Genomic DNA, 13198 nt, shown 5'->3' with positions numbered 1-13198 from the left:
ACCTTCGATGACAAGCGACTCCCCCGCCCCGCACTCCGGCCTGTCCACCGTGAAGGCCGCGAAGCTCGCCGCGGTCGGTCTCCTGGCGGACCGCAAGGAACGCCGCGAGCTGGAACGGCCGGTCGAGGGGGGCGGCCGCCGGCTCACCCTGAAGGTGGAGCGTCCGATCTTCATCCTGGGCGCCCCGCGTTCCGGCACCACGTTCCTCGGCAGTTGCGTCGGCGCGCTGCCGGACGTGTCGTACCACTTCGAACCGCGCCTGACCAAGGCGGTCGCCCGCTGTGTCTACGAGGGAAGCTGGACGCCGCAGCGGGCCGCCCGCTACTTCCGCGGCTACTACGGCGCGCTGCTCGCCGCGTCCGGGCACGGCGGCCTGCGCTTCGCCGAGAAGGACCCGGAGAACTGTTTCATCGTGCCGTTCCTGACCGAGGTCTTCCCGGACGCGGTCTTCCTGCACGTCTACCGGGACGGGCGGGACGTGGCGGTGTCGCACGCCGAGCAGCCCTGGCTGAACGCCGCGTCCACCGGCACCGGTCGCAGCGGCCGGGGCGGTACGCCGTGGGGCGCCGCGCCCCGGTTCTGGGTGGAGCCGGAGCGGCGCGAGGAGTTCACGCAGGTCTCCGACCTGGGCCGGTCGGCCTGGATGTGGCGGCGGTTCACCAGCAGCGCGCTCACGCAGCTCGCCGAGCTGCCCGCGGAACGGGTGCGGCACCTGCGGTACGAGGACGTCGTCACCCGCCCGGCCGAGGCGGCCGAGGTCGTGGCCGACTTCCTGGAGGTCGGTGACCCGGCCGGGCGGGAGGCGCTGCACGCCCGCTTCGCCAAGGCGCGGCCGGGCTCGGTGGGCCGGTGGCGGCAGCGACTGACCGAAAAGGATCTGGCCGACGTGATGGCTCAGGCCGGGCCGCTGCTGACGCAACTCGGCTACCCCGCCTGAGCGCCGCGTCACAGGTAGAGTGCCAGGGGTCGCCCGCCCGGCCCGGCGTGCCTCTCCGCCCACGCGGATCCGTCAGGGCCCCCATACCGTGGCCGGCGACCGTCCTGGGGAGAGGTTGCGGTGGTACGACGGTTACGACTGACGATGGCTGCCGTGCTGGGCCTGGCATTCCTGGCCCCGGCCGTGGCGGCCTGTGACATCGGCTCGGAGCGATCCGACGAGACGGCGACGGCGGTGCCGCCCCCGCCGACTGTGACACCGCGGACCGCTCCGGTCCGCACCACCGGGTGGGGGCCGGAGCCGCCGGAGAAGGGGGCCTGGCTCGGCACCTGGGTCAAGCCGCAGTACCACAACGCCAGCGGGCGGGCCGCGGCGTTCGACGCGTTCAACCAGGCGGCCGGCGGCAACCTCGCCATCGCGCACATGTTCCACGAGTGGAACGAGCCGTTCCCGAGCGCCACCGAGAAGTTGTTCCAGTCCCGGGGCAAGCTCCAGATGATCTCGTGGCAGGGCACCGACACCCGGTCCACAGTCAGCGGCGTCTACGACGCGCTGATCCGGGAACGCGCGAAGGACGTCAAGGAGTTCGGCGTTCCGGTGCTGCTGCGTTACCGGTGGGAGATGGACCGGCCGAACCTGGCCGCGAGCATGCACTCGCCGGAGGACTACGTCGCCGCCTGGAAGCACGTCCGCGGCATCTTCGCCGAGATGGGCGTCACCAACGCCGGGTGGGTGTGGTGCCCGCACGCGGACGGGTTCGCCGAGCCGCAGCGCCGGGCCGCCGCCTACTACCCGGGCGACGACCAGGTCGACTGGCTCTGCGCGGACGTCTATCCCAGTCCGGAGTGGAACAGCTTCTCCAACCGGATGGACCACTTCATGGCGTTCGCCAAGAAGCACCCGCGACCGGTCATCATCGGCGAGTACGGCCTGACCCAGGACGGGCGGCCGGGCCAGCGGGCCGAATGGATGCGCGAGGTCGGGCCGTACCTGAAGAAGCACCCGCAGATCAAGGCGGCGGTCTACTTCGCGGCCCGGCAGACGGAGAAGCCCATCTACGACAGCACCTTCGGCAACGACCCGGAGAGCGAGCAGGTATTCCGGGAGATGGCGACCGATCCGTACTTCCAGCCGCCGATGCCCGACCTGAGTGTTTCCTCAGGAACACCCTCCGTGTCCACCAGGTGATCGTCGTTCGTCTTTTCGTGTGACCCGGTGCGTTTCCTCGGTCAAAAAGGCCCAACCCGGGTGGACGGGCGACGGCCGAATGCGAGAAGGTATTGCTCTCACGTCTGCGGTCGGTCGGGTGACGCCCCGCCTCATGTCGGCACCGACCACGATCGCAGCGCCTCCGACGTTTCCCCCCGGAGTAGCCTGTGGCTTCCTCGATCCTGAGACACCGCTCGGTGTCCGCCTTCGGCGCTGCCGTGCTCGGCATCGCCACCTTGTTCACACCGGTACCGGCGCTCGCCGCGCCGGCCGCGGCGCCCGCGCCCGACCACAGCACGATGGTCGGCGAGGTGCCCTCGGAGAAGACGCCGAACATCAACGACGGCAACGTCGTGGCCATCCACGACGCCGGCAGCAAGGTGATCGTCGGCGGCTCGTTCACCAACGCGCAGAACCGGGGTTCCTCACCCACCCCGGTCGAACGCCGCGGACTGCTCGCCTTCGACAAGGCGACCGGCAAGATCGACAACGCGTTCGCGCCGGTGCTCGACGGTGACGTCACCGCCGTCATCGCCGGCCCGACCCCGGGCACGGTGTACGTCGCCGGCAAGTTCAACAAGGTCGGCGACAAGAACTTCCGCAAGCTGACCCTGCTGAACGTCGCGGACGGCACCCCCGTCGACGGGTTCAAGGGCCCGGCGTTCAACGGCACCGTGAACGACATCGCGCTCGTCGACGGCCACCTGCTGGTGGGCGGCATCTTCACCACTGTGACCGCGACGACCAACCGCAACGGGCTGGCCTCGCTGAACCCGACCACCGGCGCGGTGGACGACTACCTCACCGTGTCGCTCACCGAGCACCACAACTGGACGCCGACCAACAACGGCGCCTCGGCCGGTGTCGGTACGGAGAAGCTCGCCGTCTCCCCCGACGGCAAGCACCTCGTGGTGATCGGCAACTTCAAGAAGGCCGACGACGTCGTGCACGACCAGATCGTGCGGATCAACCTGGGCGAGAGCTCGACGACCGTCGCCGACTGGAACACCGACGGCTACTCCGCGGCCTGCAAGTACGCCGCGTTCGACTCGTGGGTGCGCGACATCCAGTTCTCCCCGGACAGCAAGTACTTCGTCGTGGTCACCACCGGCGCGTCGTACCCGGGCACGCTCTGCGACTCCGCGGCCCGCTGGGAGACCGCCGCCAGCGGCGACGGCCAGAAGCCGACCTGGACGAACTTCAGCGGCGGCGACACCTTCCTCTCGGTCGGCATCAGCGAGAAGGCCGTCTACGTCGGCGGTCACTTCCGCTGGTCGAACAACCCGCTCGCCCGCGACAAGGCCGGACCGGGCGCGGTGCCGCGGGCCAGCATCGCGGCGCTCGACCCGGTGAGCGGCCTGCCGCTGTCCTGGAACCCGGGCCGCCACCCGCGCGGCTACGGCGTCACCGAGATGCTGGTGACCCAGGAGGGCCTCTGGCTCGGCAGCGACCAGGAGTACATCGGCAACTTCGACTACCAGCGCAAGCGGCTCGCCTTCTTCCCGCTGGACGGCGGCAACGCCCCGCACTCGACCAGCACCAAGGGTCTGCCGGGCAACGTCTACCAGGCCGGTCGCGCGGCGCAGACCGAGGTGCTCTACCGGGTCAACGCCGGTGGTCCCGCCATCCCGGCCACCGACGGCGGGCCGGACTGGGCCGCCGACAGCGCCACCGAGCCCAGCCCGTACCACAACACGGGCAACCAGGTCACCAGCTACACCACGAACGCGACGTTCGACCCCACCGTGCCGGCGAGCACGCCGGCCACGCTGTTCAACACCGAGCGGTGGGACGAGGCGACCGCGCCGGACATGCAGTGGGACATCCCGGTCGCGGCCGGCACCCGGGTCGACGTCCGGATCTACATGGCCAACCGCTGGTCCGGCACGAGCAAGCCGGGCGCCCGCAAGTTCGACGTCAGCATCGACGGCGTGCTAAAGCTGAACGACTTCGACCCGGTCGTCACCGCCGGCGGGACCGACCGCGGCACCATGCAGTCCATCTCGGTGGTCAGCGACGGCGTGGTCGACATCGACTTCGGCCGGGTGCTCCAGAACCCGCTTCTGCACGGCATCGAGATCGTCAAGACCGCGCCCACGCCGGACGCCTCCGACGTGCTCTACCGGATCAACGCGGGCGGCGACCAGCTGGCCGCGCCGAGCGGCCCGGCCTGGGCCGCGGACACCGCCGCCGCGCCGAGCACCTACCACAACGCCGGCAACCAGGTGACCAGCTACACCACGAACGCCTCCCTCGACGGCACGGTGCCGTCGGGCACCCCGGTGGAGCTGTTCAACGCGGAGCGGTGGGACGAGTCGCCCGCGCCGGACATGCAGTGGGACTTCCCGGTCCCGGCCGGCACGCCGGTGCAGGTGCGGCTCTACCTGGCGAACCGCTGGGCCGGCACCGCCACCGCCGGCAAGCGCAAGTTCAACGTGACGATCGACGGCGTGGTCAAGCTGAGCAACTTCGACCCGATCGCCGCGATCGGCGCCACCAACCGGGGCACCATGCGCGCGTTCCCGATCACCAGCGACGGCAACATCGACATCGACTTCGGTCGCGTCCTGGAGAACCCGCTGGTGCAGGGCATCGAGATCGTCAAGCTGCCCCCGGTGCCGCCGGCCACCACCGTCGACAGCATCACCAAGCGCACGTACGACGGTGCGACCTCGGTCGGCAACGCGATGTCGGTGCCGAACGCGGACAACACCGGCTGGTCGGGCGTCAAGGGCGCCTTCTGGGTCGGCGGTGACCTGTTCTACGGCGTCGGCGGCGACCTCTACAAGCGCTCGTTCGACGGCAGCGAGTTCGGCACCCCGAAGAAGCTGGACCCGTACCACGACGCCAAGTGGGACCTGGTCGTCACCGGCTCCGCGCCGGAGGGCTCCACGTACGCCGGCATGACCGGCAACTTCTCCGCCGAACTGCCGAACGTGACGGCCATGTTCTACAAGGGCGGCCGGATCTACTACTCGCTGGCCGGTCAGAGCACGCTGTTCTGGCGCGGGTTCGCGCCGGACACCGGCACCGTCGGCGCCGAGCGCAACACGGTCACCGGCACCACGGCCTTCGCCGACGCGGGCGGCCTGTTCCTGGACGGCGACACGCTCTACGTCGTCTCCCGGAGCACCGGCACCCTGTCCTCGATGGCGTGGTCCGACGGCGTGCCGACCGGCTCCGCCACGGTGCGCAGCGGTCCGAGCGTCGACGACGTGGACTGGCGCGGCACCTCGGTCTTCGTCGGCCCCTGACGGGCGGGCACGACCGGAACGGAACAGATACGACGATGGCCCGGCCGATATCGGCCGGGCCATCGCCCTTTCCCCGGCGCCGATCGCGCCGGGCCGGATCAGGTACGGGTCGGCGCGTGCTCGCCCGCCCAGACCCGCATCAGGTCCCGTACCGAGATCACTCCCGCCACCTCCCGCCCGTCGAGCACGACCAGGTGACGGAACCCGCCGCGGGCCATCGCCGCGGCTGCCTCCTCGACCGTCCAGTCCGGGCCGGCGTAGACGACGTCCCAGGTCAGGTGTGCCCCGGTGCGCTCGACATCCGGGTCGAGCCCGGCGCCGATCGCCTTCAGCACATCGCGTTCGGTCATGATCCCCACTCCCTCGGAGTCCGGGTCGATCACGACCGCCGACCCGACACCGCGGGCCGACATCATCCGGGCCGCCTGCCGGAGCGTGTGCTCCGGCCCGACCACCAGTACCTCGCTGGACATCGCTTCCCGTACCTGCATCACACATCACCCCTGTGGGACGGCGACTGAGTACGGACATGGTGGGCCATCGATGCGTACCGGGACAAGAACGGGCATCGCCGGAGACGGCCCGGATGGCTACTGTCGGAGGGTGCCCACCGAGCCCCTCCGCTGCGCCGGCGCGCTGATCGTCGACGACGACGGCCGCATCTTCATCCAACGCCGATCCCCCGAGCGACGCCTCTTCCCGAACTGCTGGGACATCGTCGGCGGCCACCTCGAACCGGGCGAGGAGATCGACGACGCGCTGCGCCGGGAGGTCACCGAGGAGACCGGCTGGACCCTGTCGCACGTGCTCGGCCTGGTCGGCGAATACCGGTACACCGCCGACGACGGGCTGACCCGGGTGGAGACCGACTTCCTGGTCCGGGTGGACGGCGACCTGAGCCGGCCCCGGCTGGAAGCCGGCAAGCACACCGAGTTCCGCTGGCTTGCGGAGTCGGAGATCGCGCTGCTCGACGAGCACCGGAACGTCAACGACGGAATGATCCGGCGGATCGCGGAGGACGGCTTCGCGGCGCTGCGCTCGATCGGGCTGACGGGCTGAACCACTGCCGGTCGGTGCCCGGCGATATCCTCGCCGGGTGGAATCGGGTCGAGAAGAGGAGCGTGTCGGCATGATCGGGATGGTGCTCGCCGCAGGTGCGGGGCGCCGGCTGCGGCCGTACACCGACACCCTGCCCAAGGCCCTGGTGCCGGTCGACGGGGAGACCACCATCCTCGACATCGCGCTGCGCAACCTCGCCGAGGTGGGGCTGAACGAAGTCGTGATCGTGGTCGGCTACGCGGCCGACGCGGTGCGGCAGCGCCAGGCCGCCCTGGAGGAGAAGTACGGCGTCACGATCACCCTGGTCCACAACGACAAGGCCGAGGAGTGGAACAACGCGTACTCGCTCTGGCTGGCGCGGGAGCACTTCTCCCGTGGGGTGCTGCTCGTAAACGGCGACACCGTGCACCCGGTGAGCGTGGAGAAGACGCTGCTGGCCGAGCGCGGCCCGGGCATCCTGCTCGCCGTGGACACGCTCAAGCCGCTGGCCGAGGAGGAGATGAAGACCACCTTCGACGCCGCCGGCCAGCTCACCCGGATCACCAAGCTGATGGACCCGGGCGAGGCGTACGGCGAGTACATCGGCGCGACGCTCATCGAGCCGCAGGTGGCCGAGCCGCTCGCGGACGCGCTGGAGGCGACCTGGCGGCGCGACCCGAACCTCTACTACGAGGACGGCTACCAGGAGTTCGCCGAGCGCGGCGGCGAGGTGCGGGCGGCCCCGATCGGCGACGTCTCCTGGGTCGAGGTCGACAACCACGCCGATCTGGCCCGGGCGCGGGAGATCGCGTGCCGCTACTAGCCCGCAGCGTCCTCACCCCGCTGCACATCGACGTGCGGCGGGGCGCGGTGGCCGATCTGGCGGCGATCCTCTCCGACGGGCGGATCTCGGCCGGTGGCGACGTCGCCGTGGTGGTCGGGCCGGGGCAGGGCGAACGGATCGCCGAGCTGATCCGGCCGTCGCTGCGCTCGGCCGACGTGTTCACGGTGGCCGGGGGGACGCTCGACGCCGCCGACGACCTGGGGGCGAAGCTGCGCACCCGGTCGTACGACGCGGTGGTCGGCATCGGCGGCGGCAAGACCATCGACGTGGCCAAGTACGCGGCGACCCGGCGCGGGCTGCCGATGGTGTCGGTGGCGACGAGCCTCGCCAACGACGGCATCGCCTCTCCGGTGGCGAGCCTGATCACGGAGGGCCTGAAGGGCTCCTACGGTGTGCACATCCCGATCGCGGTGATCGTGGACCTGGACTTCGTGGAGGCCGGGCCGGAGCGGCACAACCGGGCCGGCGTCGGCGACGTGGTGAGCAACATCAGCGCACTGGCGGACTGGGAACTGGCCCGGCGGGTACGCGGTGAGCGGGTCGACGGGCTGGCCGCCTCGCTGTCGCGCGCCGGCGCCGAGGCGGTGCTCAACCACCCGGGCGACATGAGCGACGACGGCTTCGTCACGGTGCTCGCCGACGCGCTGATCTCCAGTGGTCTGGCGATGGCGATCGAGGGCACCAGCCGGCCGTGCAGCGGCGGCTGCCACGAGATCATGCACGCGATCGACGCGCTGTTCCCCGGCACCGCCTCGCACGGCGAGCTGGCCGGGCTCGGCGCGCTGTTCTGCACGTTCCTGCGCGGCGACGAGCGCCGGTTCGCCGAGATGGCGGCCTGCCTGACCCGGCACGGGCTGCCCCGGCTGCCGGCCGAGGTCGAGCTGACCGACGACCAGTTCGTCGAGGCGGTGCAGTTCGCGCCGGCCACCCGGCCGGACCGCTACACCATCCTCGAACACCTCGCGATGTCCGCTACCGAGACGCGGGAGCGGCTGGCAGACTACGCCGGTGCCCTCCGCGACCACATTGGCTGAGCCCCGTCCCACCGTCGCCGACTTCCACCGGGTCAACCGGGGAGGCGGCCTGTTCAGCGAGTCGATCAGCCAGTGGATCGGGGCGGCCTTCGCGCTGGCCGCGCAGCGCCTCGGGTTGCGCCCGACCGCGCTGACGCTCGCCAACCTGGTGCTGGGGCTGGCCGCCTCGGTCACAGTGGTGGCGCTCGCCGACGACGTGGCCGCCGGCACCGTACCGGCCTGGGTGGTCGGGCTGGTCGCCCTGGTCGCCTGGCAGATCGCGTACGCGCTGGACTGCGCCGACGGGCAGCTCGCGCGGGTGACCGGTCAGGGCAGCGCGGCCGGCGCCCGGATCGACGTGCTCTGCGACGTGGCCGCCCAGATCGCGCTGGTGGCCGCCATCGGCGCGACAGCCGTGGCGCAGCGCCCGTCCACGCCGGTCTGGCTGGTGGCGGTGTTCGCGGGCACCTGGATGGTCAACCTGGTGACCTCGGTGATGCAGTCGGGGCCGAACGCGGCGAGCATGGTGACCTCGACCTCGCTCCCGGTACGCCTGGTCAAGCTGGTCCGCGACTACGGCGCGGTGATCTTCCTGGCCGGCCTGGTGCTGGCCTTCGCCCCCGCGCTGGCGCTCTGGCTGATGGTCGCGTTCACCGTGGTCAACGGCGGATTCCTGCTGGCAAGCATCGCCTTCTCCGCCCGCGCCTCCCTGCGGTAAGGAAGGGCCCCTTCTTAACGCCTCGTGCATTGAAAGGGGCCCTTCCTAACACCTCGGTCAGCGCGCGGGACGACCTCCGGCCAGGCCGGCGTAGATGTCGATCAGGCGCTTCGTGATCACGTCGGGGTGGAAGGTGCGCTCGTAGCGGGACCGGGCCGGACCGGCGAGCATGCGTGCCTCGGCGGCGGCCAGCGGCAGCGCGGCGGCGAGCACGTCCACCTCGGGCGCCACCACCCAGCCGGCCTCGCCGCGCTGCACCCCTGACGGCAACGCGACCCGCCCGTCGCCCGGTGCCGCGGTGGCCACCTCGGCCGGGCCGGTGCCGGCGGGCTCACGCGGGCCGTCTGCACCCACCAGGTACGGGATGCCGCCGAGCGCGGTGCCGAGCACCGGCCGACCGGCCGCCAGCGCCTCGATGATCACCGTGGGCAGCACGTCGTGCCAGGTGGAGGTGGCCAGCACCACGGAGCTGTCGGCCAGCGCCGCGCGTACCCCGGAGCGGTCGAGCTGGCCCAGGTAGAGCACGTCGGGCCGTTCGTCGGCGGCTGCCTCGGCCAGCGGACGCAGCTCGCCGTCACCGGCGATGCGCAGCGGGCCGAGCGCACCCACCGGGCGCCGCCGCCACGCCGCGAGCAGCAGATCGAGGCCCTTCTCGGGGCTGAGCCGGCCCATGAAGAGGAAGCCGTTCCCGGACGGCGCCGGGGCACCCGGGTCGGGCACCGCGTTCGGCTTGACCACGATCCGCTCGTCCGGGATGCCGTAGTCGCGCAGATGATCAGCGACCGCCGTGGTGAGCGCGATGTACCGGTCCACCGACTTCCAGGTGGGGCGGTGCACGGCGAGCGTGGTCGCCATCAGCGCGCTCTGCGCCCGGGAGTTGCGGTAGCAGCGGTGCACGATCGCCGGTACGCCCAGCGTCCGCCCCCGGCAGTCCTGGCAGATCACGCCGTCGCGGAAGTAGAGGCCCGAGGAGCAGACCTGCCGGTAGTTGTGCACCGTCTGCACCACCGGCACGCCGCGCTTGTGCGCGGTCCGCACCACCCAGGGCGAGAGCAGAGGGTACGGGTTGTGCAGGTGCAACACGTCCGGCCGGTGCTCGGTGAGCAGGCGGTCGAGGTCGTGCTGGGCCTTCGGCGCCCAGATCGGCGAGATCGGCAGCAGCGCCTTGGCCGGCTTGGACATCGACGGGATCTCGTCCGAGCTGCGCAGGAACGGCAGCACCTCCACGCCGGCGGCGGTGAGCTGGGCGATCTCCGCGTCGACGATGGTGTTCTCGCCGGAGGGCTGGGCTTCCCGGTACCGGTTGTGCGCCACCACGATTCTCACAGAGCTCGCCTTTCGTTCGCGACTGTGCCGATCTCTGCTCGCGGCTGCGGGGCTCGCAAGCTCACTCCTCGCGCTCGCGCATGGGACTCGCCAGCTCATTCCTCGCGCTCACGGGAAAGAAGGCTACCGTTGTACCGTGCCCGAACTTCCGGAGGTGGAAGCGCTCGCCGGTTACCTGCGCGAGCGTGCGGTGGGCCGCCGCGTCGAGCGGTTCGAGGTCGCCGCGATCAGCGCCCTGAAGACGTACGATCCGCCGCCGAGCGCGGTCGCCGGCCGTGCGGTCACCGGCGCCGGCCGGTACGGCAAGTTCCTGGACGTGCGGTTCGACGAGGGTCTGCACCTGGTGGTCCACCTGGCCCGGGCGGGCTGGCTGCACTACCGGGAGGCGTTCCCAGCGACGACCCCGCTGCGGCCCGGCAAGGGCCCGATCGCGGTGCGGGTACGCCTCGACGACGGCTCCGGCTTCGACCTGACCGAGGCCGGCACCCAGAAGAAGCTGGCCGCCTACCTGGTCACCGACCCGGCGCAGGTACCGGGCGTGGCGAAGCTCGGGCCGGACGCGCTGGAGGCGGACCTGCCGACCTTCGCCGAGCGGCTGCGCAGCCGCCGGGGTCAGGTGAAGGGCGTGCTGACCGACCAGTCGGTGCTCGCCGGGGTGGGGAACGCGTACTCGGACGAGATCCTGCACGCGGCGCGGCTCTCGCCGTTCGCGATCACCGACCGGCTCACCGACGACCAGCTCGCCGGTCTGCACGCGGCGACGCGGACGGTCCTCGGCGACGCGGTACGCCGGTCGATGGGGCAGCGGGCCGCGGAGCTGAAGGGCGAGAAGCGTTCGGGCCTCAAGGTGCACGCCCGCAAGGGGCTGCCGTGTCCGGTCTGCGGCGACACCGTACGGGAGGTCTCGTTCGCCGATTCGAGCCTTCAGTACTGCCCCACCTGTCAGACCGGTGGCAAGCCGCTGGCTGACCGAAGGTTGTCCCGCCTCGTACGGTGAGTAATGGCATTCGCCGGTTACCGAGTGGAATCGACCCGGGATCGCCGATGCTCCCGGTCCGCCCCTCTACCCGAGCCGTCATCCATCGGTATAGTGGCTCGGTCCCCGGCTTCACAACTGATTCGGAGCCGGCCAGATCTCACCGAGCACCAGCGGAACGGCTTCCTCGCGGGGGCCGGTCCGGGCCGGGCCCGCGTGGGAGACTGGGACGGTGAGCGACCCGGGCCCTCACGCCGAGTGAGGACGCGGGTCATGCGGGAGGACATGGGTTGAGGTGACGACAAGCCTCCAGCGCCCGGTAACCGACAGAGGCCGGAGCAAGAGCGTGCGGCACGTCGACAGCTTTGAGATCCAGCCGCCGACTCCGCCGTCGCACAACGGCGTACCCCGGTCGGCGTGGGCCCGAGCCCGGCGCCGGGTGTCCCGGTGGCACCGGCCCTACATCGCATTCCTGCTGCTGCTCGACTTCGGCGCGGCCGCCCTGGCCAGCTTCCTGGCCGTGCAGATCTTCGAGCAGGCCGCCTCCGGCTTCCGGAACGCGCCCGAGGCGTGGTTCTACACCGTGGCGTTCGCGCTCCTGCCGCTCGGCTGGGTGCTCATCCTCTGGGGCAACCGGGCCTACGACCGGCGCTACCTGGGCCTCGGCCCGGACGAGTTCAAGCGGGTGATCCGCGGCGGCGTCGCGGTCGCCGCGACGGTCTCGTTCCTCGCCTTCGCCACGAAGACCACCCTGTCCCGCTGGACGGTCGGCTTCGCGCTGCTCGGCGCCCTGCTGCTGATCCTGCTCGGCCGCATGATCGCCCGGGCCTGCCTGCACGCGCTGCGCCGCCGCGCCGGCCACGCCGGGCACCGGATGGTGCTCGTCGGCACGCTTCCGGAGTGCCTGGAGGTCTACACCACTGTCACCCGGAACCCGTCCGTCGGCCTCGTGCCGGTGGCCATCCACCTCACCGACGGGTACGCCGCCGCGCGCGGCCTGGAGACCCCGGTGCCGGTGTACGCGGGCCGGGACGTCCTGGCCCTGGTGCGTGAGGTCGGCGGCGACACGATCGCGGTCTGCGGCTCGGCCAGCGCCGAGCCGGGCGAGCTGCGCCGGCTGGCCTGGCAGTTGGAGGGCTCCGGCGTCGATCTGGTGGTCGCGCCCCAGCTCACCGACATCGCCGGTCCCCGGGTGCACATCCGCCCGATCGAGGGCCTGCCGCTGCTGCACGTCGAGGAGCCGACCCTGTCCGGGCCGGCGCTGCTGGTCAAGAACCTGATGGACCGGGTCGCCGCCGGGCTGGGCCTGCTGCTGCTGGCCCCGCTCTTCCTCGCCATCGCCGTGGCCATCCGGATCTCCGACCCCGGGCCGGTCTTCTTCCGTCAGCCCCGGGTGGGGCACGAGGGGCGGACGTTCCGGGTCTGGAAGTTCCGGACCATGTACGTCGACGCCGAGGAGCGGCTGGCCGGCCTGGTCGACCAGAACGAGACCGACGGCATGCTGTTCAAGATGAAGCAGGACCCCCGGGTCTTCCCGGTGGGCCGCTTCCTGCGTGCCACGTCGCTGGACGAGCTGCCCCAGCTGATCAACGTGCTCTGGGGCGAGATGTCGCTCGTCGGCCCGCGCCCGCTGCCCGCCGACGACGGCGACTTCCTCGGCGACGTCCGGCGCCGGCTGCTGGTCCGGCCGGGCATGACCGGTCTGTGGCAGGTCTCCGGCCGCTCCGACCTGTCCTGGGACGAGGCGGTCCGGCTCGACCTCTACTACGTCGACAACTGGTCGCTGGCGTACGACCTGAGCATCCTGTGGCGGACCGTGGGCGTGGTGCTGGCCCGCAAGGGCGCGTACTAGCGCTACCGGGCCGGCACCCGGCAGGATCGCT

The 13198-nt window shown here is 71.5% G+C and carries 11 protein-coding genes; 9 read left to right on the top strand and 2 right to left on the bottom strand.

Features of this window, described 5'->3' with window-relative positions:
- Positions 1-7 precede the first annotated feature (7 nt).
- The 3 genes from FB455_RS18420 (at position 8) to FB455_RS18410 (ending at position 5400) form a co-directional block, all read left to right on the top strand.
- Positions 8-937 (top strand): sulfotransferase family protein, encoded by a 930-nt coding sequence (locus FB455_RS18420; RefSeq protein WP_013289276.1) that lies wholly within the window; start codon positions 8-10, stop codon positions 935-937.
- 144 nt (positions 938-1081) lie between these two features.
- A complete protein-coding gene (locus FB455_RS18415; RefSeq protein ID WP_013289277.1) occupies positions 1082-2125 on the top strand; it encodes a glycoside hydrolase family 26 protein in 1044 nt (347 codons plus the stop codon).
- Between the two features lie 188 nt (positions 2126-2313).
- Positions 2314-5400, top strand: coding sequence for a malectin domain-containing carbohydrate-binding protein (locus FB455_RS18410; protein ID WP_145754240.1), 3087 nt, complete (start codon positions 2314-2316; stop codon positions 5398-5400).
- Between the two features lie 98 nt (positions 5401-5498).
- Here FB455_RS18410 and FB455_RS18405 read toward each other — a convergent pair whose 3' ends face one another.
- Positions 5499-5891: a CBS domain-containing protein gene (locus FB455_RS18405; protein WP_013289279.1), complete on the bottom strand. Its 393-nt coding sequence runs from the start codon at positions 5889-5891 to the stop codon at positions 5499-5501.
- 112 nt (positions 5892-6003) lie between these two features.
- On the opposite strand from FB455_RS18405, the gene FB455_RS18400 reads away from it, so the two are divergent.
- From FB455_RS18400 to FB455_RS18385, 4 genes are all read left to right on the top strand, one after another.
- Positions 6004-6459 carry an NUDIX domain-containing protein gene (locus FB455_RS18400; protein ID WP_244879701.1) on the top strand — a complete coding sequence of 152 codons (456 nt, stop codon included), beginning with the start codon at positions 6004-6006 and terminating at the stop codon, positions 6457-6459.
- A 70-nt stretch (positions 6460-6529) separates the two neighbouring features.
- Positions 6530-7261 carry a phosphocholine cytidylyltransferase family protein gene (locus tag FB455_RS18395; RefSeq protein WP_013289281.1) on the top strand — a complete coding sequence of 244 codons (732 nt, stop codon included), beginning with the start codon at positions 6530-6532 and terminating at the stop codon, positions 7259-7261.
- The gene (locus FB455_RS18390) at positions 7249-8316 is read left to right on the top strand and encodes an iron-containing alcohol dehydrogenase family protein (RefSeq protein WP_013289282.1); all 1068 of its coding nucleotides are present in this window, start codon (positions 7249-7251) and stop codon (positions 8314-8316) included. The genes FB455_RS18395 and FB455_RS18390 overlap by 13 nt, the downstream gene beginning before the upstream one ends.
- Positions 8291-9013: a CDP-alcohol phosphatidyltransferase family protein gene (locus FB455_RS18385; protein ID WP_013289283.1), complete on the top strand. Its 723-nt coding sequence runs from the start codon at positions 8291-8293 to the stop codon at positions 9011-9013. Before FB455_RS18390 ends, FB455_RS18385 begins: the two co-directional genes overlap by 26 nt.
- A gap of 57 nt (positions 9014-9070) precedes the next feature.
- Here the strand turns inward: FB455_RS18385 and FB455_RS18380 are convergent, their stop codons facing one another.
- Positions 9071-10339, bottom strand: a complete 1269-nt coding sequence (locus FB455_RS18380) for a glycosyltransferase family 4 protein (protein ID WP_145754237.1) — start codon at positions 10337-10339, stop codon at positions 9071-9073.
- Positions 10340-10475: 136 nt separating this feature from the next.
- Here FB455_RS18380 and FB455_RS18375 point away from each other — a divergent pair, with 136 nt between their 5' ends.
- Both FB455_RS18375 and FB455_RS18370 read left to right on the top strand, forming a co-directional pair.
- Positions 10476-11336, top strand: coding sequence for an Fpg/Nei family DNA glycosylase (locus FB455_RS18375; protein ID WP_013289285.1), 861 nt, complete (start codon positions 10476-10478; stop codon positions 11334-11336).
- A gap of 325 nt (positions 11337-11661) precedes the next feature.
- Entirely contained in the window at positions 11662-13167 is a 1506-nt protein-coding gene (locus FB455_RS18370) for a sugar transferase (protein WP_013289286.1), read from the top strand.
- Positions 13168-13198: the final 31 nt, after the last annotated feature.

The organism is Micromonospora sp. CNZ296 (assembly GCF_007827635.1).
The sequence above is the reverse complement of the archived record's forward strand: the minus strand, read 5'-3'. Positions and strand labels throughout refer to the sequence as shown.

Bases quoted from the DNA above. Each gene is read 5' to 3' on its own strand.
- FB455_RS18420 (WP_013289276.1), top strand. From the start codon at position 8: ATGACAAGCGACTCCCCCGCCCCGCACTCCGGCCTGTCCACCGTGAAG.
- FB455_RS18415 (WP_013289277.1), top strand. From the start codon at position 1,082: ATGGCTGCCGTGCTGGGCCTGGCATTCCTGGCCCCGGCCGTGGCGGCC.
- FB455_RS18405 (WP_013289279.1), bottom strand. From the start codon at position 5,891: ATGCAGGTACGGGAAGCGATGTCCAGCGAGGTACTGGTGGTCGGGCCG.
- FB455_RS18395 (WP_013289281.1), top strand. From the start codon at position 6,530: ATGATCGGGATGGTGCTCGCCGCAGGTGCGGGGCGCCGGCTGCGGCCG.